General features: G+C 39.1%; 24 protein-coding genes. 9 read left to right on the top strand and 15 right to left on the bottom strand.

Annotation, left to right across the window (positions count from 1 at the left end; translation table 11 throughout):
• Together ACKPEB_RS04655 and ACKPEB_RS04650 are read right to left on the bottom strand one after the other, a co-directional pair.
• Positions 1 to 153: Tab2/Atab2 family RNA-binding protein (locus tag ACKPEB_RS04655; RefSeq protein WP_408963659.1), on the bottom strand; the 153-nt coding region annotated here is incomplete at its 3' end.
• Between the two features lie 138 nt (positions 154 to 291).
• Positions 292 to 1,608, bottom strand: a complete 1,317-nt coding sequence (locus ACKPEB_RS04650; protein ID WP_408963656.1) for a GUN4 domain-containing protein — start codon at positions 1,606 to 1,608, stop codon at positions 292 to 294.
• 154 nt (positions 1,609 to 1,762) lie between these two features.
• Between ACKPEB_RS04650 and smpB the strand changes: the two genes are divergently transcribed.
• Entirely contained in the window at positions 1,763 to 2,230 is a 468-nt protein-coding gene (gene smpB, locus ACKPEB_RS04645; protein WP_408963655.1) for an SsrA-binding protein SmpB, read from the top strand.
• Between the two features lie 187 nt (positions 2,231 to 2,417).
• Here the strand turns inward: smpB and typA are convergent, their stop codons facing one another.
• From typA to ACKPEB_RS04610, 7 genes are all read right to left on the bottom strand, one after another.
• Positions 2,418 to 4,208: a translational GTPase TypA gene (typA, locus tag ACKPEB_RS04640; protein WP_408963654.1), complete on the bottom strand. Its 1,791-nt coding sequence runs from the start codon at positions 4,206 to 4,208 to the stop codon at positions 2,418 to 2,420.
• A 260-nt stretch (positions 4,209 to 4,468) separates the two neighbouring features.
• Positions 4,469 to 5,617 carry a hypothetical protein gene (locus ACKPEB_RS04635; RefSeq protein ID WP_408963653.1) on the bottom strand — a complete coding sequence of 383 codons (1,149 nt, stop codon included), beginning with the start codon at positions 5,615 to 5,617 and terminating at the stop codon, positions 4,469 to 4,471.
• An 11-nt stretch (positions 5,618 to 5,628) separates the two neighbouring features.
• The gene (locus ACKPEB_RS04630) at positions 5,629 to 5,862 is read right to left on the bottom strand and encodes a DUF2283 domain-containing protein (RefSeq protein ID WP_408963652.1); all 234 of its coding nucleotides are present in this window, start codon (positions 5,860 to 5,862) and stop codon (positions 5,629 to 5,631) included.
• Positions 5,834 to 6,133 carry a hypothetical protein gene (locus ACKPEB_RS04625; protein WP_408963651.1) on the bottom strand — a complete coding sequence of 100 codons (300 nt, stop codon included), beginning with the start codon at positions 6,131 to 6,133 and terminating at the stop codon, positions 5,834 to 5,836. The genes ACKPEB_RS04630 and ACKPEB_RS04625 overlap by 29 nt, the downstream gene beginning before the upstream one ends.
• Positions 6,134 to 6,183: 50 nt before the next feature.
• Positions 6,184 to 7,056 (bottom strand): EI24 domain-containing protein, encoded by an 873-nt coding sequence (locus ACKPEB_RS04620; protein WP_408963650.1) that lies wholly within the window; start codon positions 7,054 to 7,056, stop codon positions 6,184 to 6,186.
• A gap of 127 nt (positions 7,057 to 7,183) precedes the next feature.
• Entirely contained in the window at positions 7,184 to 8,248 is a 1,065-nt protein-coding gene (locus tag ACKPEB_RS04615; protein ID WP_408963648.1) for a branched-chain amino acid aminotransferase, read from the bottom strand.
• A 130-nt stretch (positions 8,249 to 8,378) separates the two neighbouring features.
• Complete coding sequence (locus ACKPEB_RS04610; RefSeq protein ID WP_072720766.1) at positions 8,379 to 8,546, bottom strand: YqaE/Pmp3 family membrane protein; 168 nt, start codon at positions 8,544 to 8,546, stop codon at positions 8,379 to 8,381.
• Positions 8,547 to 8,633: 87 nt separating this feature from the next.
• Between ACKPEB_RS04610 and ACKPEB_RS04605 the strand changes: the two genes are divergently transcribed.
• On the top strand, positions 8,634 to 9,026 hold the full coding sequence (locus ACKPEB_RS04605; RefSeq protein WP_408963647.1) for a hypothetical protein: 393 nt from the start codon (positions 8,634 to 8,636) through the stop codon (positions 9,024 to 9,026).
• Here ACKPEB_RS04605 and ACKPEB_RS04600 read toward each other — a convergent pair.
• The 3 genes from ACKPEB_RS04600 to ACKPEB_RS04590 all read right to left on the bottom strand — a co-directional run bounded on the left by ACKPEB_RS04600 (position 9,023) and on the right by ACKPEB_RS04590 (position 11,647).
• A complete protein-coding gene (locus tag ACKPEB_RS04600; RefSeq protein WP_408963646.1) occupies positions 9,023 to 10,018 on the bottom strand; it encodes a pentapeptide repeat-containing protein in 996 nt (331 codons plus the stop codon). The two genes, ACKPEB_RS04605 and ACKPEB_RS04600, sit on opposite strands and share 4 nt — an antisense overlap.
• Positions 10,019 to 10,024: 6 nt before the next feature.
• Positions 10,025 to 10,780, bottom strand: a complete 756-nt coding sequence (locus tag ACKPEB_RS04595; protein WP_408971293.1) for a hypothetical protein — start codon at positions 10,778 to 10,780, stop codon at positions 10,025 to 10,027.
• 81 nt (positions 10,781 to 10,861) lie between these two features.
• On the bottom strand, positions 10,862 to 11,647 hold the full coding sequence (locus ACKPEB_RS04590) for a hypothetical protein (RefSeq protein ID WP_408963644.1): 786 nt from the start codon (positions 11,645 to 11,647) through the stop codon (positions 10,862 to 10,864).
• 462 nt (positions 11,648 to 12,109) lie between these two features.
• On the opposite strand from ACKPEB_RS04590, the gene ACKPEB_RS04585 reads away from it, so the two are divergent.
• A complete protein-coding gene (locus tag ACKPEB_RS04585) occupies positions 12,110 to 13,591 on the top strand; it encodes a phytoene desaturase family protein (RefSeq protein ID WP_408963643.1) in 1,482 nt (493 codons plus the stop codon).
• A 3-nt stretch (positions 13,592 to 13,594) separates the two neighbouring features.
• Here the strand turns inward: ACKPEB_RS04585 and ACKPEB_RS04580 are convergent, their stop codons facing one another.
• Positions 13,595 to 14,482, bottom strand: coding sequence for a carbohydrate ABC transporter permease (locus ACKPEB_RS04580; RefSeq protein WP_408963642.1), 888 nt, complete (start codon positions 14,480 to 14,482; stop codon positions 13,595 to 13,597).
• Between the two features lie 177 nt (positions 14,483 to 14,659).
• Here ACKPEB_RS04580 and purN point away from each other — a divergent pair, with 177 nt between their 5' ends.
• Complete coding sequence (purN, locus tag ACKPEB_RS04575) at positions 14,660 to 15,334, top strand: phosphoribosylglycinamide formyltransferase (RefSeq protein WP_408963641.1); 675 nt, start codon at positions 14,660 to 14,662, stop codon at positions 15,332 to 15,334.
• 198 nt (positions 15,335 to 15,532) lie between these two features.
• The gene (locus tag ACKPEB_RS04570) at positions 15,533 to 15,886 is read left to right on the top strand and encodes a DUF6464 family protein (protein ID WP_408963639.1); all 354 of its coding nucleotides are present in this window, start codon (positions 15,533 to 15,535) and stop codon (positions 15,884 to 15,886) included.
• Positions 15,887 to 15,902: 16 nt separating this feature from the next.
• Here the strand turns inward: ACKPEB_RS04570 and ACKPEB_RS04565 are convergent, their stop codons facing one another.
• Positions 15,903 to 17,867 carry an ABC transporter ATP-binding protein/permease gene (locus ACKPEB_RS04565; RefSeq protein WP_408963638.1) on the bottom strand — a complete coding sequence of 655 codons (1,965 nt, stop codon included), beginning with the start codon at positions 17,865 to 17,867 and terminating at the stop codon, positions 15,903 to 15,905.
• 449 nt (positions 17,868 to 18,316) lie between these two features.
• Between ACKPEB_RS04565 and ACKPEB_RS04560 the strand changes: the two genes are divergently transcribed.
• The 4 genes from ACKPEB_RS04560 to ACKPEB_RS04545 all read left to right on the top strand — a co-directional run bounded on the left by ACKPEB_RS04560 (position 18,317) and on the right by ACKPEB_RS04545 (position 20,595).
• Positions 18,317 to 18,634, top strand: a complete 318-nt coding sequence (locus tag ACKPEB_RS04560) for a 2Fe-2S iron-sulfur cluster-binding protein (protein ID WP_408963637.1) — start codon at positions 18,317 to 18,319, stop codon at positions 18,632 to 18,634.
• A gap of 90 nt (positions 18,635 to 18,724) precedes the next feature.
• Positions 18,725 to 18,916, top strand: a complete 192-nt coding sequence (locus ACKPEB_RS04555) for a hypothetical protein (protein ID WP_408963636.1) — start codon at positions 18,725 to 18,727, stop codon at positions 18,914 to 18,916.
• A 14-nt stretch (positions 18,917 to 18,930) separates the two neighbouring features.
• Positions 18,931 to 19,986, top strand: coding sequence for a DUF3326 domain-containing protein (locus ACKPEB_RS04550; RefSeq protein ID WP_408963658.1), 1,056 nt, complete (start codon positions 18,931 to 18,933; stop codon positions 19,984 to 19,986).
• Between the two features lie 81 nt (positions 19,987 to 20,067).
• On the top strand, positions 20,068 to 20,595 hold the full coding sequence (locus ACKPEB_RS04545) for a lysostaphin resistance A-like protein (protein WP_408963657.1): 528 nt from the start codon (positions 20,068 to 20,070) through the stop codon (positions 20,593 to 20,595).
• A gap of 387 nt (positions 20,596 to 20,982) precedes the next feature.
• Here ACKPEB_RS04545 and ACKPEB_RS04540 read toward each other — a convergent pair.
• A partial coding sequence (locus tag ACKPEB_RS04540; protein ID WP_408963635.1) for an NCS2 family permease occupies positions 20,983 to 21,849 on the bottom strand: 867 nt, incomplete at its 5' end.

The following is a 21,849-nucleotide window of genomic DNA, read 5'->3' as shown; positions in this document are numbered from 1 at the left end:
ACTCGGACAAAACTGGGTGTAGCGAAACATCTTCTCAGCCCGGTCTTCAATATTGATGGGGGTTTCACAGATTAAGACTTCCCAAACTTTTTTTCCTTCTTCGTCCCGCAGGGGGCGACTATAAAAATCGAGTTCCCAAATCGTTGATTTCATTGATGGTTAGATTCTATTGCATTAAGTTTACTTTCATCTTAATTCCTATTGCCCGTTCCCTTTTATATCTAAAACTGGGTCAAACAGACCCCAAAAAACTCGACTTGATAAAGGGCTGAAATTGTTAGAGATTAAAGCTTACAGTTCTTGATGCGAGAGAAGAAAAACACCACACAACCCAAAACCCACCAACCCGCCACCCTGACCCAGAGTAACCGCACGACGGCAACAAGGGAGGTGGCCTACGGGAGCTTGCAATGTAAAGAGCAGGTCATCGTACACCTTCCAACGGCCGTTCTTTCTCCATCCTACACGATCGCCTAGTTTCTCTTCTGTCTCCCAGTCTACCTTACCTCCGACTTCCAGCCAAATGTTTTTCTGGACACTGAAGCCAAAGCGACCCTGACTATATTTTACCCATAACTGATCAATGGTGCATAAATCCTCACGGGGAAAATTATGAATATCTTCATACCTTAACCATCCCTCATGATTTCTTCCGGCTGCTTCTAACATTTTATGAGCCGTTTCTTGGTCAGCTTCTTTCCACTTTCCAGCTTTCAAAAGTTGTTCTAATTGATGATAATCAACCCCTCTCTCTGACTTTAATTCTGTATATCGTTGGGGAATCTGAACCGGTTGGGGTTGAGTGTCTAATAATCTCAAAAACTCCGCCATTGTTTGAGGACGTTGTTCCGGTTCTAACCCTAAGCCTTTCAAAATAGCATCATTAATTTTATTACTAATTCTAACCAGCTTATTAGGGGGGATTAAGGCTTGATTTTTCAACTTTCGAGTTAAAGCCTGGGTTGGTAATTTCCCCGTAATCGCATAATATAAAGAAGCCGCTAAACAATAAACATCAACCGTCGGTTTCCCACTTCCTTCTAAAAATTGTTCATAGGGGGCAAAATTCAAATTAGCCGGATGTTTTGAACTCATCACTTTGGGCATAATTTCCGCCGCTAGTCCAAAATCAATTAACACAGCCGAGGTATTATTCCTTAACAAAATATTCCCCGGATGGGCATCTCGGTGAATAATTCCAGCGTTATGAACCATCACCAAAGCATCAGCAATTTGACGAATAATATTAACCGCTTCTGCTTCTGATAACCGACCATTATTTTGCACAAATTCCCATAAACTCTGCCCCACAATTAAATCCATGACTAAGCAGTGAAGACCATTTTCCTCAAATAAATCACTGACTCGGACAATATGGGGATGGGAATTTTGACAAAGTGTGGCTAAGGTTTTACCTTCTTGAATAAAGCGTTGAACATATTTAGGATATTCCGGGTCATTTTGCAGACCAGCATTGGGAGTTTTCAGAACCACTTGATGACCTAATTGTAAATGTTTGGCTTTGTAGGTCATGCCAAACCCCCCTTGTCCCAGAATTGTTTCAATAATATAGGGACGTTCACGCAACTGATAGCCTGGTATCCACATGAGAATTTTAAATGTGAGTCGATAAATCTATTATAAACGATTGCACTTTCAAACAAACACCTAGAAACCGGGTTTCTACCTTAACTGTTGTTAGTAACAAAAAGATAGAATAAGAAACCGGGTTTCTGACCTCTAATTGTGCTAAATTAAGACTATGGCTAAAAACAGTGAAGGATATAAAATTGTTAGTGACAACCGTAAAGCTCGCTATCTCTACGAAATTTTAGAAACGTATGAGGCGGGAATTGTCCTCCAGGGCACGGAAGTCAAATCGATACGGGCGGGTAAGGTTAACCTGCAAGATGCCTATGCCTTAATTCGGGGCGGTGAAGCCTGGCTATTGAATGCCCATATTTCACCGTTTGAGAAAGCCAGTGGTTATTTTAACCATGATACCCGTCGTACCCGTAAATTATTGTTACATAAAGAAGAAATTAATAAACTGTTAGGACAAGTTGAACAAAAAGGATTAACTTTAGTTCCATTAAAAATGTATCTGAAAAACGGACGAGTTAAGGTTGATATTGCCGTCGGACGTGGGAAGAAACTCCACGACAAACGAGAAGATATTCGCCAAAAAGATGATAAACGAGCAATGGAACGGGCAATGAAGCGTTATTAAATAATTAGGGAACAGGGAACAGGGAACAGGGAATAGGATTTTGTAGAGACGCGCCATGGCGCGTCTGTCCCGTAGGGCTGTATAAAAACGAACATTAATTCTTTTTTTTATAAGCTACATACTGTTTTTTAGGAGGTAGAACCTCCTGAATGGTATTCCCAGGCGGGAGCCTGGGAACGAGAGGGGGTTAGCGTTTAACTAACTTTTTGCTAAGTTTGCGGAGACGAATCGACTGGGGTGTGACTTCCACCAATTCATCGGGGCCAATATATTCTAAAGCTCGTTCTAAACTCATATCTACAGGAGTTTGTAACTGAACCAGTTCATCCCCGGTTGCTGACCGATGGTTGGTTAACTGTTTGGTTTTGCAGACATTCAGTTCTAAATCTTGGGGACGGTTGTGTTCACCGACAATCATCCCTTTATAAACTTTAGTTCCTGGATGAATAAAGAACACCCCTCGGTCTTCGGCGTTTTTCATCGCATAGAAGGTACTCACCCCTTCTTCAAAGGAAATCAACACCCCATTACGCCGCGCTTCAATATCCCCAGATAAGGCGCGATATTCAAGGAAACTATGGTTCATAATACCTTCGCCACGAGTCATCCGCATGAACTCGCCTCGGAACCCAATTAAACCCCGTGCGGGTACCACAAATTCTAACTGAGTCCGACCATTTCCACCCACAAACATATCCTGCATTTCGGCGCGACGTTGACCCAAGCGTTCAATACAGCTACCCACGCCATCTTCAGGAACGTCTAACACCAAAAGTTCATAGGGTTCATAGGGTTGACCGTTGACTTCCCGATAAATCACCTGGGGTTGGGAAACTTGAAACTCGTAACCTTCCCGACGCATATTTTCAATTAAAATACCGAGGTGCAGTTCTCCTCGTCCTGAGACTAAGAATTTATCTGGGGAGTCGGTTTCTTCTACACGGAGGGCGACGTTGGTTTCTAATTCTCGCATTAAGCGATCACGAACTTGCCGCGAGGTGACAAATTTGCCTTCTTGACCTGCAAACGGTGAGTCATTCACCGAGAAAGTCATTTGTAAAGTGGGTTCATCGACTTTAATTAACGGTAATGGTTGAGGTTCATTGGGACAGGTAATGGTTTCCCCAATATTGGCATCGCTAAACCCAGCCACCGCGATAATATTTCCAGCAGAAGATTCTTCCAGGTCAATGCGTTTTAACCCTTCAAACCCCATTAATTTGGTAATTTTGCCCTTAACAATACTACCATCTTCTTTAATTAAGGCTGCTTGTTGTCCGGCTTTAATGACTCCATTATGAATTTTACCAATCACAATGCGTCCGACATATTCGGAATAGTCGAGGGTGGTGACTTGCAATTGTAACGGTTTGTTCACATCCCCGACAGGTGCGGGAACGTATTCGAGGATAGCCTCAAACAACGGCTGCATATCGGTGCTTTCGTCTTCTAGTTCCCGTTTGGCAAACCCGCCTAAACCGGAAGCGAATAGATAGGGGAACTCGCATTGGTCATCATCAGCGCCGAGTTCGAGGAATAAGTCTAAGACTTTATCAACGGCGGTGTGAGGGTTAGCACGAGGACGGTCAATTTTATTAATGACAACAATTGGCCGTAACCCTTTTTCTAAGGCTTTTTTCAGCACAAAGCGGGTTTGGGGCATGGGCCCTTCGTTGGCATCAACGATTAAAATACAACCGTCTACCATTCCTAACACCCGTTCGACTTCGCCACCAAAGTCCGCGTGTCCAGGGGTATCGATAATATTAATAATGGTGTCTTTATAACGAACGGCGGTATTTTTGGAGAGGATGGTAATTCCCCGTTCCCGTTCAATATCATTAGAGTCCATGACGCAATCTGGAATGTCTTCCCCTTCACGGAAAATGCCAGATTGCTTGAGGAGTGCGTCCACTAGGGTTGTTTTACCGTGATCGACGTGAGCGATAATAGCGACGTTGCGAATGGGGAGAGACATAGGATTGGGTTTTGTAACCGAGTTTTGCAAGAAATTGAAAAAAATTTCAAATATCTTAACAATTATAGCAGGGAACCGGGAGCACTGGACAGCTTAACGGGAAGAAAAACTATTGCGGATCTCAGGAGAGATATTTTTGATTCTGAGCCTGTCATTGTAAACTTGTCATTCTGAGCAGCGCAAAGAATCTCTACTCTCTCTCAAAACTCCACAGAGAACCTTCGTTTCACTCAGGATGACATTGATCAGCAATTACACTTTTATAATATTAAACAAACAGATTCCGGCCATTCTCGACACCAAGATTTCATTTCACTGACAATAGGAAGATGAATTTGATTCCAACTAAATAAACCGGGGTTAATTTCAGGATAGGAACCCAGATGAAATTGAACCTCTCCTGGGGAAAAACCGCTTTCTACAAATTTAAAGGTTAATGCTGAGGGATGAACTTGTTGTTTGAGTTGGTTTCTCAACCAATTTCTATGGATGATTCCTGTGTAGGTACTGCGAAAACTTCCAGCAAATTTTTGACAATTCCACATCACCAAATTACAAATTAATCCAAGAGTTTGTTCATCGGTAAAGGGTAATTCTTTAAATTCTTTTAAAAAGTGTTTGATAATAAATTGATCAATAAAAATACTATTTTTATAAAATTTTAGGATGGGATTAAAAAAATCCATATTTTCAGATTCATCTGTACAAATTAATAACCGTTCTTCAGGAGGAAAAATTTCTTTTAAGGTTTTTAAAACTAAATAGGGATGATCTTCTTCTCGATGGGGAATACAGTTCCGATAATCTGTTAAACGAATATGAATCCCATTATATTGTCCGAGGGTTTGAGAAATTTTATCGGCTAAATTACGATAAATCGGTTTAAATTGAATTGCTTCCATCAACGAATAGAGGGAAGGTGACGGAAGATAAAAAAATCGGGAATAATAAGCTAAGTTACAAGTGCTAAACTGTAAAATATCCTGTTCTACATCCTGTACAATTATTCGATTTTCAGCAAAACTTGATAATACTTTAGGGTTAATGGTAATATTATTAGGGACAAAAACCGCATTCACTAATCTAACATCACTGTGATAATGGCTGAGATTTTTTCCTTGGGTTTCTTGTAAAAATTCTGAATAAGTTAAAATAGGAATCGGAAGTTGATCAACTAAATCTAAAATGGTGGGTAATTGATCAATATTAATAATATGTTTCCGACTTTCGGGAACCGATAAAAAATATCCACCCCGTACAGGTAGAATATTTTTTTCTTCTCCCACTGAACCGTAAAAGACTAATTTCCGTTGGGTTAAATACGCTAATCCTACAGCTATTTCTAATCCCATTAAGTTATTATTTAAACCGGATTCATAATCTTTATATAACAAATAACGTGAGGTCATGGAATTGAACGTTAAGAGAGTTTAGCAGAAGATAAGTTTAATAGTTTACCTTGAGCAGATTCTAAAATAGCATCTCGGATAAAAGCAGTTGCTTCCAAAATTTCTAGTCCAATTAATTCTCCCTCTGCATTTAATTCGGCTGTCATATTAGGGCTGATTTCAATACTTCCCATTTCCGGTTCATCCGAAAATTTCAAATGCAGAATATCTTCTTGTTCAAAATAAGTCATTTTTGTCGGATTCATAGATTACAAATCTCCCAGTTTTTAAACGAAATCGAACTTGTTGCCGAGTGGTTACATGAATCGTCACAGGCATGATTGCATCTGAGTTTTCTTCATAAGGGATGAGAACCAAGTCATTATTGTGTTTACCCAATACCACCAAACGGCCTGTAGAACTATCATAATACTTTTCTGCTGAAAACCTCAAAATTTCTTCAACTTGTCTGAGATCAAAGCCTCTTAATGTAACTCGATACTGAATATAATCAGACCAGATAATTTTTTTAACCATGAACTATTCTACTCTGATTCTAGTCTATCATATAAACGAATATTTTTTAATCAAATTTGAGTTGTTCTTTCTGGTTGAGAACTATAATTTAATAAAATGCGATCGCAAAAAAACATTGTTCCCGCCGCCACACAAACTGGAATTGCTAATAAATTTAAAAACGGAATCACCACTAATCCAAAACAAACTAAGGCAAAACTACCACTGGCGGGAAACGTTCTAAGAATCATCTTTAATTTCTCTCTAAATCTAAAGCGTCTTCTTTCCATTGGAGAATCTAAAAAATCTAAACAAACAATCGTTGAAGCTAAAGCAATTCCTCCGAAGGTAAACAATAATGTTCCAAAACCAGGGATAAAATTCAATAAAAGTAAAGGGACTCCGATTAAAATTTGTAACCCTATTTTCTTTAATTCATATAAAATGGCTCGTCCAATATCCTGAATGGAACTGGTGAGGGTTTGGGGAGGTAATACCGCAGGTTGACCCGTTTGCAGTTCTTCAACTTTTTCTGAGAGTTGACCATACCAAGGTGCTCCTAAAATTCCTCCAAACTGTAATAATAAAAACCCAATAATCAATAACAGTCCGGTAACTAACCCCACCCTTAATAGCCATCCTAAAAGATTGGCTAAAATCTCTAAATAGTGTAGCCATTGCGGTAAATTAGCGACCCATTCATCAATTTTACTGTCTAACATTAGGACTGTTTTATTAATTTGATTTAATCCGGGTAATAATAATCCAAAATAGAGAAAAATCCCAACCATAAAATTAACAATAACTGGAAAAATAACATATCCTCTTAAGGAAGGATTGTGATAAAATAACTGTAAAGCTTTTAAGGGATAGATTGCACCTGTAATTAAACCCAGGGGTTTTTCCCACCAAGAAATAGAGGATTTTAAAGAATTTTGAGTCATAATTTGCTGGAAAAAATAAGATTAATTATTCCTCCTTCCCTGATTGGAAAGGAGGCTAAGAAGTTAGGTTTTGGGGTTGACCATGAATATAAGAAATCACCTTGAGGTTTCAACCTACCTTTGGCGGTTAAATTTTCCAAACCCAACCATAGGGGTCAGGTACTTTCCCAGTTTTAATCGCTTCTAATTGTTCTAAAATGGATTGACCATATTTGCGTTCAGAAATCGGGGGTAAAATTAAATCTCGTCCTTGATATCCAATTTTAGAAACATGGGCAATAGTTGCAGCAGTTCCCATTCCAAAGGCTTCTTGTAAAATTCCTTTGTCATAAGCTTCTGCTACTTCTTCAATAGGAATTAATCGTTCTTCGACTTTAACACCTTGATCTCGGAATAACGTTAACACGCTATCGCGCGTAATACCTTCTAAAATTGTTCCCGTTAATTGCGGTGTTACCACGACATTATCAATCACAAAAGCTAAATTCATCGTACCGCATTCTTCGACATATTTTTTGTGAATGCCATCGAGCCAAATTACGTTATCATACCCTAATGCTTTAGCTTCTTTATCTGCTAATAAACTGGCTGCATAATTTCCAGCACATTTTGCCGCACCTGTTCCTCCTTCACAAGCTCGAATATATTTATCCGTGACAATTAATTTAACCGGTTCAGAATAATAAGCTCCTACTGGACAACTCATAATAATTAAAGTATAATGAGTTGAGGGTTTTAACCCAATAAATTCATCGGTGGCAAAATACAACGGACGAATATATAAACTGCCTTCTGATTCAGGAATCCAAGCAGAATCTAAACGAATTAATTCCCTTAATCCTTCCATAAAAATTTCTTCAGGAATGGGGGGCATACACAATCGGTGAGCCGATTTGTTAATTCGTCTAAAATTAGCATCGGGTCTAAAAATTAACGTTTCTCCCGTTGCACTTTTATACGCTTTCATCCCTTCAAAAACAGCCTGACCATAATGTAGAACTGCCATTGCTGGAGTCATGGTCAAGTTACTATAGGGCATGATTTTTAGATCTTGCCAAGTTCCATTATCATAAGTAGCAATAAAAATATGATCACTGAAAATTCGACCAAAGGGAATATGATGTAAGGGTTCTGAAGGAAGTCGGGAATGTTCAGTTTTCTGAATGTTAAGTTGGTGAGTCACTGTTTCCATTGTCGCTTGAGTTGTTAGAATTATGAGTTTTTACAGGATAACGCTTTTCGAGTCTTAGGAAACTCCAACCTCCCTAGTCTTAATGATCTAATAATCAGAATAGGAATAGGGGGGTGGAATCTCATCTAAATTAATCACGATCATTTTTAGCAATCACCCAAACAGCATGAATGATACCGGGAATAAATCCAAGTAGAGTCAGCAGGATGTTCAGCCAAAATGCACCCCCAAAACCAACGGTTAAAAACACGCCCAAGGGGGGTAAGAAAATAGCAGCAATCAAACGGATCAGGCTCATATCACTTGATTATGATTTTTATTGATATTTTAGCAATTTTTTCATTTAGAATAGGTAAACTTCTATAAAATCTTAAACCTTATCCCCATGCTACTTGATCTTTTTCCATTTGAATTTCACCTTGACCCTACCCTGATTGCGGGTGCAACCCTATGGTCTTTAGCGTTGTATTGGGGATTCTCTCCCGTGAGCGAATGGGTCATACACCAATTAAATCGTTGGTTTAATTATGCAGAACGAATGTTATATACTTCGGAAGCGGAATATGAGCGCACCCGCAAAGCTCGAGAATCACAAAATGCCTTTTATGCGTCTTTGTTTAGTATTGTTCCCTTTTTAATTGTAGGAGCGTTATTGAATTGGGGGACTGAAATTGCTTTAGATAAAAGTTGGTCAATTAGTGTCGGAATTATTGCTTGTTTGAGTGGGGGAATTTATGAATTAGGGCGACAAGATGGCAAAAAAGGGATTAATTCTTAATCATGAATTTCACCATTGGGCATAATCGCCCCATGCAAAATTGCCCCTGCGGTATTGGAACTACTTAATTCGACACGAGTTAAATAGGTATAACTGAGATTAGCATTTTTTAAGTTAGTTCGAGCAATGGAGGCATCGGTTAAATCCGCTTGGGTTAAATTAGCAGAATTAAGGTTGGCTCGAGTTAAATCTGCCCGAACTAAATTGACTCGACTTAAATCCGCATTGCTTAAATTAGCATTACTGAGTTGAGCATCGGGAAGAATAGCATCACATAAAGAAACCCCCGGTAATTGAGCATCATTTAAAATGGCTCGTTCAAATTTAACTTTCCTTAAATTGGCGCCGATTAAGTTAGCTTCGGTGAGAACTGCTTCGGTTAAAAACGCCGATTGTAAATTAGATTGACTTAAGTTAGCTTGACTTAAAATCGCCCCTCGCAGGACGGTTTCTGTTAAATTAGCTCCACTTAAATTGGCTCTAGTTAAATCAGCCCCCGTTAAGTTTACTCCTTGTAAATCTGTTCCTCTTAAATCTGCTCCGCGTAAATTCACACTTTCATAAATTCGCGGTTCATATCGCAAATTAGCGCCTCGTAAACAAGCGCCTCTTAAGTCGGCTCCTTGTAAATTAGCACCTCTTAAATCTGCTTGAATTAAGTTAGCATCGAGTAAGGTTGCTAAGGTTAAATTGGCTTTACGAAAGTCTACACCTTGTAAAATGGTTCCATGAAATTCAGTATCGCTGAGGTTGGCTGCACTTAAGTTGGCTTTATTTAAAATCGCTCCATTAAACCGGACACCTCTGAGATTTGCCCGTGAAAAATTAACGCCATTCAAATAAGCTAAAACAAAATTGGCTCCTTGCAAATCTGAACCACTTAAGTTAGCACCAATCAAGTCCGCACGACTCAGTTCAGCACCTCTTAAATTAATTCCTTTAAAATTTTTGTGTCCCGCTCGATACTGTTCGAGTAATGTTTCCTCATCCATAGTTAATTATTGATAAGTCTCCGTATAGGTAAATTCTTGCACCCAAGCCATTGACTTATTGCCAGGAGTTCGAGCGTAAACTTTGACTTTTTGAATCGATTTGAGTTTCAAATCCAGAAGTTTTTGATAAACAAATGGGATCATAGAAGCTTGATTTGGCACTTGATCTGACTCTAGTATAATGTGCAAGCAAGCATCTTTTGACTTGGCGAGAGTGCTAATTCCTCTCGGTTTCAAAAATTGGCTAATCACCGTTGCGATCGCTTTTGCATGGCCTTGTCTCGCGAGTTCCATCAATTGGGGCTGAGTCAGTCGCTGTTGCAGATTATCGAGGTCGTCACCGCTATTGGCCATTACTGTCTTATTTAACAATAATCGTTGTTGTTCTTCAATTTCGGATTGATTGATCACAGTTCCTAAATCTTCAATTTTAGATTGCAAAAGATGAATATATTTTTTTAAAAATTTATATTTAATTTCTAATTTAACTTCAGTAGATTGGTGTTTTAAGGTTTCCTCCAGTGATAATTCTAAATGATTTAAAATAGTTGTTAATGGCACTAAACTATCAGCGATACTGTGGTTGATTTTCTCATCAGCTTCTAACTCTAAGCGTTGCTTTTGTTGATAAATTGGATCATTCAGATGTTCAGCCTCTCTTTCTCGACCGTCAATATTGCTCAGGGAGGTTGCTAAGGTAAAATCTGACAAACTACTGATGTTACTTGGGGTACTTTTAAGGTTATCTTCCCTGGCTATCACCGATGATAAAACTTGAGGGTCAGGAGGTAATAATTGTAGGGTTTCACTTTCGTTAATATCAACGGCTTGGCTGGTTAAAAACTATTGTTGTAAAATCGAAGGATGAGAAGGTTTAAAAGTCTGATTATAAGATTTAGAGTTGGATTCATAATAAGGACTCAGAGCCTCTAAAATCACGGTTACAACTTGTATATTCTCATCGACATCTTCTAAATATTCTGCCATTTTATACAAATGAGATTTGAGTCGATCTACGGTGGGGAAAGTATGCAACAGTTGGCGCAGTAAAGTATCCAAACTTTGATTTTTCAGTTGTGCCCAATCTTCTTCTCGGTAATTAAATTCTCGCTCTAAACTGGAAAAGATGACCAATTTTGCCCGTAAAGGATTGGTATGCTGCATAATTTTAAACCGCACATCAAATAAATCTGATATATTGCTGTTGAAGTTGCCTAATGTCATCTGACTTAAATAGGCAGATGACAAAGAATTTAACTCTTCAGGACTAATTTTGACGGTTTCCGAAGCGGTAATAGAGGGTTGATTAATAGCTGAGCTTTCAATGGCATCACACTGATCATACAGAGGGCTAATATAGTCTTCCAGTGTATGAATAACCCGGCTATACTCATTTTTTTTATTCAAACGAGCTAAAATATTACTTAAAGTCACTTTAAGGGATTGAAATTGAGGATATTTTTGATAAATATTTTGCAATAAATGAGTCCAATCAATTTCACTCAAAATTTGACTATCATTTTCCCATTTACCATTATAGGCACATAATAATACTTTCTTAATCCGGGTTGAATTCGGATCAGTTTCTAACTTTTGAGCAACTTCATTTAGGCAGGACGGGGTTGGCATTTTAGTCTCCAATACAGAAAGTCAACAATTGATGAAGTGACTTAAGCGTATCCGGTACTAGGGTATTTTTATCATGGGTGGTTTTGAGGAGACAATAGGAAATTATCGCTGATGTTCATGATTTAGAGGATCAGGTTTACCTAAATCGATGAAATTTATTAAGGGAATCATGGCTACTCTGGAAGCGGTTCAAAATCTTTTAGATCCTGAAGAATACCCTCCCAACCTGCTTAAGTTTACATCCGCTTAAAGGATTTTTTAGAACCAATGCAAAATCCCTGATGATCCGCTAAACTATATCTTAATTGTACAAACAAAAATTTCTATTTTCTATTCCCCATTTTCCATTCCTCATCCTAGACTATAATTTTATTGCAGAGTAGCTTAGTATATTCTACGCTATTTTTTATTAAAATAGCCGTAAGATCTTATCCCTGAACCTCCACAACCGGATCAATACGGATGCAAAATTTTGATGTGATTGTGATTGGCAGTGGTATCGGTGGCTTAGTTGCGGGTGCGCTTTTGGCTCACTCCGGTCAGCAGGTCATGATTTTAGAAAGCCACACCGTACCGGGTGGCGCGGCCCAAGGTTTTTCTCGTCAAGGGTTCCAATTTGATTCGGGGCCATCGTTTTACTGTGGACTCAGTGATTGCCAGGGGTTAAACCCGTTACAGCAAGTCTTAACTCGCTTGGGGGAGTCCTTGGCAACGGTGGTTTATGATCCGCTTGGACACTACCATTTTCCTGAAGCTTCTTTGGCCGTTTATGGCAATCGTGAACGTTATCAACAAGCGATTGCTCAATTTACACCCCAAGGGGCTGTAGAATTTGCTCAATTTGAACAACGGTTACTAAAAGTTTATCAAGGGTTAAAAGAAATTCCCGCCATTGAGTTACGGGGTGACTGGAAAATAATTCCTAAATTAATCACAAATTATGGGTTTTCTGTATTAAAATTACTGCCTTTATTGGGTGATATTTCAAGTTCTGTGGGGCAAATTGTTGATCAAACGGTTTCTGACCCTTGGGTGCGGCGATTAATTGATTTAGAATGTTTTTTATTATCAGGATTAAAAGCAGAAGGAACCGTAACGCCAGAAGTTGCTTTTATGTTGGGAGAACGGAATGATTCTACCATTGAATATCCCATCGGCGGCACTCAAGCTATTGTTCAAGCATTGGTACGGGGATTAACTCGATTTGGAGGAAAACTTCAGTTAAAAACCCACGTTGAAAAAATCTTAGTTAAATCAGGAAAAGTTTATGGGGTACAATCTCGCAAGGGAGAAGAATTTTATGCTCCTATTGTAATTTCTAATGCCACCATTTGGGATACCTATACTCATTTATTAAATTCATCAGATTTACCTCAATCCTATCGTCAAACCGCATTAAAAACTCCTGCTGTTGATAGTTTTATGCACCTGCATTTAGGAATTAAAGCCGAAAGATTAGAGAACTTAACTGGACATCATGTTGTGGTTCATGATAGTAATCTTGATATTACTATTCCGGGGAATACTTGTATGATTTCGATTCCGTCCGTTTGGGATCAAAATTTAGCTCCGGTGGGATATCATCTGATTCATGCTTATACGTTAGAACCGTTTTTAGGCTTGAAAAAAGATGAATTTTATGCTCAAAAAAAACGAGAAAAAGCCGAACCCTTATATCAAGCAATTGAGAAAATTATTCCAGATTTACGTCAACGCATTACCTTAGAATTAATCGGAACTCCGTTAACCCATGCTCGATATTTACGACGTTATCAAGGAACTTATGGCCCTGCCATTGCAGCCAATCAAGGACGATTTCCAGGGGCCTTTACCCCGATTCAAGGGTTATATTTAGTGGGAGATAGTACCCAACCCGGTATCGGGGTTCCTGCCGTTGCGGCATCGGGAATTTTATGTGCAAATTGTTTGTTAAATCGGAAATAAAAATTAATTTTCGCCAAACAATTTTAATTGAACATAAACTAAAATTAAAGCGATCGCTAATAAAATTGTTGCGGCGGCGGCGGCATAACCAAAATCAAATTGACCGAAGGCTTGTTCATAAATATAATAAACTAAAACATTAGTAGAATTAAAAGGGCCACCGCCAGTAATGACATAGACTTGTTCAAAACTTCTTAAGGTAAAAATTGCTGTTGTTACGGTTGCAAATACAATCGTCGGTTGTAAACCCGGTAAGGTAATATACCAAAATTGTTGCCAAGGATTCGCACCATCTAATTCTGCCGCTTCATATCGACTTTGAGGAATAACTTGTAACCCGGCTAAAAACACAACTAAATTAAACCCTAACTGTTTCCAAATACTCATTAAAATTAACACAGGCATTGCCCAAGTGGTACTACTTAACCAAGGAATCGGATTAACTCCAATTTGGGATAATAATTCATTAATCGGGCCATCAGTTTGAAATAACCAGCGCCATCCTAAACCCACCGCAACTAAGGAGGTAATGGAGGGAATAAAATAAGCGGTTCTCAACAAATCTTGTAAAGCAAAAGTTCGATTTAAAAGTACCGCTAACCCTAGTGGTATAATTAAAGTGGGAATTACTGTAGCAACGGTAAAATAAGTGGTATTCCAGATCACTTGCCAAAAATCAGGACTTAGAAATAAACGCAAATAATTTTTGAACCCGACCCAATAAACCCCAGAGCGTGTAAAACTTCCTTGGGTAAAACTCAGATAAAATAAATAAACAATTGGCCCTAGAATAAAGATTCCCATTAACAGCAAAGCGGGTGCTAAAAAAACCCAAGCCATGACAGACTCTCGATCTAAAAGCTGTTTCTGAGAAAGCGGTGCAGAAGCCATAACTTCAATGATAAGGATAACGTTTTCTCACCCTATTTTACAAGAGTTGGGCAATGGGTATCGATGACATCGGGTGAAGTGGAATTCCAAATTTAAAATAAAAAAAAGTCACGGAGTTGTCCTTTTCTTCGATAATAATTAAGAACGAAGTGACTGTCTCGATGGGTAAAACGCTCAATGAATGTAACTCTAACGGGAATTGATGCAACCTCCTGTTTAATTTCTCCTACCATTCCTTCTCCATCGTTTATACCTGGAGAAGCTTTAAAAATCGGGGTTTTAGCCTCTGGAAGTGGAACCAACTTTGAGGCGATCGCTCAAGCGATTCAAAACCAACAACTCAATGCTAAAATTCAAGTTTTGATTTATAATAACCCCGATGCTAAAGTTGTTGAACGGGCGCAACGGTTTGGAGTCAAAACGATTCTTTTAAACCATCGCCACTATAAAAAACGAGAAGATTTAGATCAAGCTATTGTTAAAACCTTAAAAGAACATGATGTAGATTGGGTTGTATTTGCGGGATGGATGCGAATTGTCACTCCAGTTTTAGTTGATGCGTTTCCTCAAAAAATTATTAATTTACATCCGAGTTTATTGCCGAGTTTTCCAGGCATTCACGGCGTAGAACAGGCGTTAGACGCCAAGGTAAAAATTACAGGATGCACGGTTCATTTAGTTGAAGTTGAAGTCGATAGCGGCCCGATTTTAATGCAAGCAGCAGTTCCGATTTTACCCCATGATACCCCAGAAACCTTACACGCTCGAATTCAAGTTCAAGAGCATAAAATTCTGATAGGAGCCATTTCTCTAGTCACACAGCAGCAAAATCAAACACAATTTCCAAGTTAAATTTCATTTACGATTAGGAGTAAATACAGGTAACACCAACCCAGACACTCAACTCCTATTCCCTGCTCCTCTTCTCCCCCTGCTCCCCCTTCTCCCCCTGCTCCCCCTTCTCCCCCTGCTCCTCTTCTCCCCCTGCTCCTCTTCTCCCCCTTCTCCCCCTGCTCCCTGTTCCCTATTCCCTTTTAAATTAAAACCATCATGGATTTCAATTCATTACCAACGGAGGTGATTTTGACCCATCCCCGACAACTTCTAGGAAGTGTTTGTTTAGATTGGACACCGCAACCGGGTCATTATCTGAACTGGAAGGGTCAAACCTATACGGTTTTAGAACGTCGTCATCGCTATCAACTTAAATCCGGTCGTTACCGACTGTATCAAATTTCCCTGTATGTACAATCGGTTGAACAACCGGAAGATAAAACTTTAATTGATGGACATTGGGTGATTGGAGATGCCAGTTGTCGGTTTAATGCCCATTCAGAATTGATACGTTGTGCGGTCAATCCTTCTGGCCCCTGTCAAGACTGTCATTTTTATGAACCCAGTTAAGGGGTTTAATCCAATTTCAGGGAGCGAATAAACTCATTTCCGCTTGATAATCTTTCGAGGAAACCAAGCGCCATTTTTGATCTCCCATGAGTTCTAAAACGTGCTGGTGATAGCGTAATAAACTGATCCGATGTCCAACACTAATATAAGTAGTTTCGGTTTCATCTAATTTTTGGTAGAGGAGTTCTTCATTTTTTAAATCTAAGGCACTTGTGGCTTCATCTAAAATGGCGTAGCGAGGTTTATTGATTAATAATCGAGCAAAAGCTAACCGTTGTTGTTCCCCTAATGAAAGCACATTTGCCCAATCTAATTCAGCATCAAACCCATTCACCCGTTCGGGTAAATCGGCTAAATTAACTAACTGTAAAACTTGATGGAGTTCAGTTTCATCAATCTCTCGATCTGTGTTGGGATAAAGTAGTTGCTGTCGCAATGTTCCTAAAATCATATAGGGACGTTGGGGTAAAAATAACATAGAGGATAATTCTGGACGAACTAATCGTCCGGTTCCTGATGTCCATAACCCCGCAATTGCTCGTAAAAGTGAACTTTTACCGACTCCACTTTGTCCCATAATTAATAAGCCTTGACTCGAAGTTAAAGTCAGAGATAAATCTTTAACTAATATTTTTTGGTAGTTGGGAGTCTGAAGCGTCACGTGCTCCAAAGCCAAAGGAGAATTAATCGTTAAGTCAATTTGTGTATCTCCATGATAAACGGTTTTCGGATATTCTAAAAATTCACAAAAGGTTGCTAAACGATTAATTCCAGCTGCAAAAGCACTTAAGATTTCAATCTCACTGACAACAATCGAAAATGCACCTAAAACTTGACCAAAGGCAAAATTGGCTTGGGTAATATCTCCATATTTAATAGTTCCTGCAAAATAGATAGGAACTAGAATTAAGGAGGGAAGAATAATTACCGCATATTCATAGCTTTTGGTAAAATAATTAACATTTCTTTGCCAACCGATTAATAAATTAAAGTTATTAAAAGCCTGCATAAATCGATTTTTAACTTGGTTAAGTTCCTGTTCTTCTCCTTGGTAAAAAGCAATCGATTCAGCATTATCACGGACATGAACTAATCCATATCGAAAATCAGCTTCTCGTCTGAGTTGATTAAAGTTAAGGGGAATTAAACGCCGTCCAATCACAACCGTAATGAGAGTTCCAATCGTGGCATAAATTAGCAAGAAAACTGACAGGGATTTAGAGATTGAAAATAAAATTCCGGTGAAAGAAATGACATCAATAATTGAACCGAGGATAATTAATAGAAATCTTAAACTGGTAATGGTAAAGGATTTAATATCTTCGGTAATCCGTTGATCCGGGTTATCAATTTTTCCTTCCGATTCGATTTGATAAAAGGCTCGTTGATTCAAATATTTTTCTAAAAACTGATCCGTTAACCACTTCCGCCAATAGTTTCCTAAGCGATCACGGGTATACATATACATAACAACGATGGGTGTCCCGACGACAAAAACACCTGCATAAACATACAAAAACCGCCAAAACTCATCCTGATTTTTTTCAGCTAAAGCCGTTGTAAAAAAGTTACCCACATAGCTAATAATAACATTTAATCCACTAACAGACAGAGATAACAACAAAAGAACAGTTAAGAACGCCCAAGGTTTCCAGCGAGTTTTGATTTGGTTTCGATACAAAAAAAAGATGCTAATAGGAACCAAAAGCATTAATAAAATAATGATTATATAATGAGAATAAACAACACCTGTTACGGATTCATATAAACCGGGAGCTATCTGACTAAAGGAATCAGGAAATATAGACTGGCTGGCAATGGCAATTAGACTGACCAAAACAAAAAAAGCCGCAAATAGAAAAATTAATAACAACAATAATAAACTCAGAAAAGTTTTTCCACTTCCTGCTTCTAAAGGATAAAAGAAAGGTTGAGCAATTTTTAAGAATCGTTGCCAAAGTTGAGGATCTAATTGATTCATATTTCTCATAAAAACCTTATGTAACTGTACAAACGAGCGTGTTTTTGGACAACAGAGGAAACACGACACCTCAATCAACTCAGTGACCGATCAGGGAAATTTATTGCTTTGTAAAAAATGAAAAGGAATAAAAGTAGCTATCTTTTCTATAAATATAACTTATTCCTTGCATATGAAGCCCCATCACCAAGAGTGTGGGGTACTGACATATACATATTTAATTCTCAGAAAGGCTAAAACCATGACACAATCAGCCAGTAAAATGACTAAACACTAGGTCATGCAATTGACGAGACGAGTGAAAAATCAATCAAGTCTCTATGAGGAGACTGAAGTATTTTATAGACATAACACAAACTCAGAATAATTTCAACAAATAGCGAAAGTCATTGCTCGAATGGGTCGCACTCAAGGATACAATAAATGGTTCAGGGTTTAAAAAGAACACAATGTCTAAAACCTATACAGTTGAAATTAATTACGGGGGCGAAGTCCAAACCGTCCAGGTTTCAGAGGATCAACACATCCTCCAATCAGCACTCGATCAAGGTCTAAAGCTCCCTAATTCTTGCAATGCTGGAGTTTGTACCACCTGTGCTGCCAAAATTATTGAAGGTCGAGTTGAGCAAAGTGAAGGCATGGGATTAAGTCCTGATCTACAAAAAGAAGGTTACGCACTTCTTTGTGTCGCCTACCCGCGTTCTAATTTGAAACTGGTTGCGGGAAAAGAAGAAGAAGTCTATGATCGTCAATTTGGTAAACCGTAAACCGTTCTAGTGTAGGGTGCGTTAGCGACCAGCGCACGCACCACCCTTTCTAGTGTTTTAAACAAAAAAGATTGAGGATTAAATTTAACCATGACCACTCATTTTATTACGGCTGAAATTGATTTACAAGAATCTCCAACCCAGTTAAATCAAGCTATTGAAGCAGAATTAAACAAACGCGGTGAACCCCTGAGATGGGCCATTACTCAAGTTAATTCCCAACAACAAACCGCCCAGGTTGAAGCGGTGGTAACGGTTACTGAACCGATGAATAATCTTTAATGATTAATGACTCCATGCAGTCTCGTCCTTATACGGTGATTTTAATCATTCCAACGGGAATTGGCGCGTCTATTGGCGGGTATGCTGGGGATGGTTTGCCTGTAGCGCGAGCGCTCGCTCAAGTCGCAGATACCCTAATTACCCATCCCAATGTGCTCAATGGCGCTCAACTTTATTGGCCGATGTCCAATACCTTGTATGTGGAAGGCTATGCTTTGGATCAATTTGCGGCGGGAAGTTGGGGACTTCAACCGGTTCACCAAAACCGGGTGGGGTTACTTCTGGATCAAGCTATTGAACCGGAATTACGCCTGAGACATTTACAAGTGGCTGATGCTGCCAGAGCCACTTTAGGCTTAACCTTAACGGATTATGTGATTACCGATGCTCCTCTGAATGTGCAACTGAGAACCTCCTCCTCTGGCGCCTCTTGGGGAACTATTGGGAACCCAGATAGTTTGTTACGGGCTGCTGAACGATTAATTACCAAAGCCAAAGCCGAGGCGATCGCCGTCGTCGCTCGTTTTCCAGAAGCGGAAAATACTGCGGTTTTAGAAGCTTATCGTCATGGACAAGGAGTTGATCCCTTAGCAGGCGCAGAAGCGGTGATCAGCCATTTAATTGTCCGCACCTTTAAAATTCCCTGTGCCCATGCTCCAGCACTTTCTCCCCTTCCCCTTGATCCTGAGTTATCCCCGCGTTCGGCGGCGGAGGAATTAGGATATACTTTTCTGCCTTGTGTGTTAGTGGGGTTAAGTCGTTCTCCCCAATTGGTAACGTCTGCGACGCCGGGGACAATTTGGGCGGATCAAGTCGATGCAGTGGTTGTTCCCGCAACGGCCTGCGGCGGATCTGCTATCCTGAGTTTGGGTCAGACTTCAACTCAGATTATTACGGTTGCAGAAAACCAAACTCGAATGCAAGTTAGTCCAGAACAGTTAGGAATTAACGCAGTACAAGTTAACTCTTATTTAGAAGCTTTAGGAATTTTGGTGGCGCATAAAGCGGGAGTTAATCCTAATGCTTTACGTCCCCATCTATTATCCTTAAAAGAACTGAAATCCTATTGATTATTATTGCTTGTGGTAGAACAAAAAACACCGAACAATTTTGAATTAGAACCCTTAACTCGAACTCAAGTTTTAGTAGCAATGGGGGGAACGGCGATTGTCTTATTAGCGATCGCTAAAGCTTGGTTACATTTAAGTCATGTCACCCTTTTACCTGTTAGTTTTACTTGGATGAGTTTAGGCTGGGGGCTGGCTGTCGGTTTCGTGATTACTATTGCTAGTTTTATCATGTATCGTATCTGGCCTGCCTATAGTCGCAGTGCGGATACTTATTTAAAATTAGTTCTAAGTCCTTTATTATGGCCGGATTTAATTTGGTTAGGTTTATTACCCGGACTCAGTGAAGAATTATTATTTCGCGGGGTGATGTTATCAGATTTAGGATTAACTTCGTTAGCATTAGTAGTTTCTAGTCTTGCTTTTGGAATTCTCCATTTTAGCGGTTCTCAACAATGGCCTTATGTGATTTGGGCATCAATTGTTGGCTTGATTTTAGGTTATAGTGCGATCGCAACCGGAAATTTATTCGTTCCGATTCTAGCTCATATTTTGACTAATTTTATGTCCGGTTGTTTATGGAAATTAAACTATATCGGTAGTCAATCTTAAACTGTTTTGGATATAGACCCACAATACTCGTCCCGTGATTGGAATTTTAGTTAAGTTTTTCTAATATATACAGTTAGATAATTTGTCTATTTAAAACAATGTCAGGAAATCTTGATAAATGATTGAGAATATCTCTCAAGTAGTTGACGAAGTTATAGGGGTTCTGGTACACTTAGAGAAACACCGCTCAAGCGGTTATTGTGTCTAAACGCAGAAATGAAGGCTACAACCCCCATAACTGCGTAAAAGATTAGGATGTTTTGACGGAATTTAGCCAAGATGATGACTGATTTTTAAGGTTAAAACCTGACCTCGCAAAGCGGGGGCTTGACAAAATGATCATTTTGTGCATCAGGGTAAAAATCCCGATTTTTGCACATTCCATTCCTATTTCCCGACCAACACAAATTTCAAAATAAAAATAACCGCTAAAATCCACATCGCAATATTGGTTTCATGGAACTTACCTTGAAAGGATTTAATCAGAGGATAAGTGATTAAACCAACGGCTAAACCATCGGCGATGGAATAAGTTAAAGGCATCATCAAAATAGTTAAAAAAGCTGGAATTGATTCTGCGGGGTCATCCCAACGAATATATCGAACACTTCCCATCATTAACACTCCCACAATTATTAAAGTCGGAGCCGTTGCAAAGCTGGGAATGGCGGATAATAGAGGAATAAAAAATATCGAAATTGTGAATAATACAGCGACAACCACAGCCGTAAATCCACTTCTTCCCCCTTCCGAAATTCCCGATGCAGATTCAATATAAGTCGTTACCGTTGACGTGCCAAAAATTGCCCCCGTTGTGGTTCCTACCGCATCCGCCATAAACGCTTCAGTCACGCGCGGAAATTCTCCTTGTTCGTTAATATAACCCGCTTTCATGCCTAATCCCGTTAAGGTTCCCACCGTATCAAATAAATCCACAAAGAAAAACACAAAGGTAATCGTAAATATCTGAAAAAAATTGACTTGTAAGACTTCGGTTAACCCGATAATTCCTTGACCGAATAAATCAACAGGTAATTGAGGTAAACCAACAATTGCTGTTGGCCAGGGAGTAATTCCTAAAATCCATCCTAATGCGGCTGTTGCTAAAATTCCGAATAATAAAGCACCCGTAATTCGACGAGCAATTAAAGCCGCTGTGATTAAAATTCCAGCCAAGGTAATTAAAACCGTTGGGTCATTTAAGTTTCCTAATGTGGTGGTGGTGGTTTCTGAAGGAATAATAATTTTTGCACC

Source organism: Planktothrix sp. (genome assembly GCF_046067725.1).
GTDB lineage: Bacteria > Cyanobacteriota > Cyanobacteriia > Cyanobacteriales > Microcoleaceae > Planktothrix.
This window is presented reverse-complemented; position numbering and strand designations above follow the sequence as displayed.

Excerpts from the sequence above, each read along its gene's own strand:
- ACKPEB_RS04650 (WP_408963656.1), bottom strand. The coding sequence starts at position 1,608 with ATGTGGATACCAGGCTATCAGTTGCGTGAACGTCCCTATATTATTGAA.
- smpB (WP_408963655.1), top strand. The coding sequence starts at position 1,763 with ATGGCTAAAAACAGTGAAGGATATAAAATTGTTAGTGACAACCGTAAA.
- typA (WP_408963654.1), bottom strand. The coding sequence starts at position 4,208 with ATGTCTCTCCCCATTCGCAACGTCGCTATTATCGCTCACGTCGATCAC.
- ACKPEB_RS04635 (WP_408963653.1), bottom strand. The coding sequence starts at position 5,617 with ATGACCTCACGTTATTTGTTATATAAAGATTATGAATCCGGTTTAAAT.
- ACKPEB_RS04630 (WP_408963652.1), bottom strand. The coding sequence starts at position 5,862 with ATGAATCCGACAAAAATGACTTATTTTGAACAAGAAGATATTCTGCAT.
- ACKPEB_RS04625 (WP_408963651.1), bottom strand. The coding sequence starts at position 6,133 with ATGGTTAAAAAAATTATCTGGTCTGATTATATTCAGTATCGAGTTACA.
- ACKPEB_RS04620 (WP_408963650.1), bottom strand. The coding sequence starts at position 7,056 with ATGACTCAAAATTCTTTAAAATCCTCTATTTCTTGGTGGGAAAAACCC.
- ACKPEB_RS04615 (WP_408963648.1), bottom strand. The coding sequence starts at position 8,248 with ATGGAAACAGTGACTCACCAACTTAACATTCAGAAAACTGAACATTCC.
- ACKPEB_RS04610 (WP_072720766.1), bottom strand. The coding sequence starts at position 8,546 with ATGAGCCTGATCCGTTTGATTGCTGCTATTTTCTTACCCCCCTTGGGC.
- ACKPEB_RS04605 (WP_408963647.1), top strand. The coding sequence starts at position 8,634 with ATGCTACTTGATCTTTTTCCATTTGAATTTCACCTTGACCCTACCCTG.
- ACKPEB_RS04600 (WP_408963646.1), bottom strand. The coding sequence starts at position 10,018 with ATGGATGAGGAAACATTACTCGAACAGTATCGAGCGGGACACAAAAAT.
- ACKPEB_RS04590 (WP_408963644.1), bottom strand. The coding sequence starts at position 11,647 with ATGCCAACCCCGTCCTGCCTAAATGAAGTTGCTCAAAAGTTAGAAACT.
- ACKPEB_RS04585 (WP_408963643.1), top strand. The coding sequence starts at position 12,110 with ATGCAAAATTTTGATGTGATTGTGATTGGCAGTGGTATCGGTGGCTTA.
- ACKPEB_RS04580 (WP_408963642.1), bottom strand. The coding sequence starts at position 14,482 with ATGGCTTCTGCACCGCTTTCTCAGAAACAGCTTTTAGATCGAGAGTCT.
- purN (WP_408963641.1), top strand. The coding sequence starts at position 14,660 with ATGAATGTAACTCTAACGGGAATTGATGCAACCTCCTGTTTAATTTCT.
- ACKPEB_RS04570 (WP_408963639.1), top strand. The coding sequence starts at position 15,533 with ATGGATTTCAATTCATTACCAACGGAGGTGATTTTGACCCATCCCCGA.
- ACKPEB_RS04565 (WP_408963638.1), bottom strand. The coding sequence starts at position 17,867 with ATGAATCAATTAGATCCTCAACTTTGGCAACGATTCTTAAAAATTGCT.
- ACKPEB_RS04560 (WP_408963637.1), top strand. The coding sequence starts at position 18,317 with ATGTCTAAAACCTATACAGTTGAAATTAATTACGGGGGCGAAGTCCAA.
- ACKPEB_RS04555 (WP_408963636.1), top strand. The coding sequence starts at position 18,725 with ATGACCACTCATTTTATTACGGCTGAAATTGATTTACAAGAATCTCCA.
- ACKPEB_RS04550 (WP_408963658.1), top strand. The coding sequence starts at position 18,931 with ATGCAGTCTCGTCCTTATACGGTGATTTTAATCATTCCAACGGGAATT.
- ACKPEB_RS04545 (WP_408963657.1), top strand. The coding sequence starts at position 20,068 with ATGGGGGGAACGGCGATTGTCTTATTAGCGATCGCTAAAGCTTGGTTA.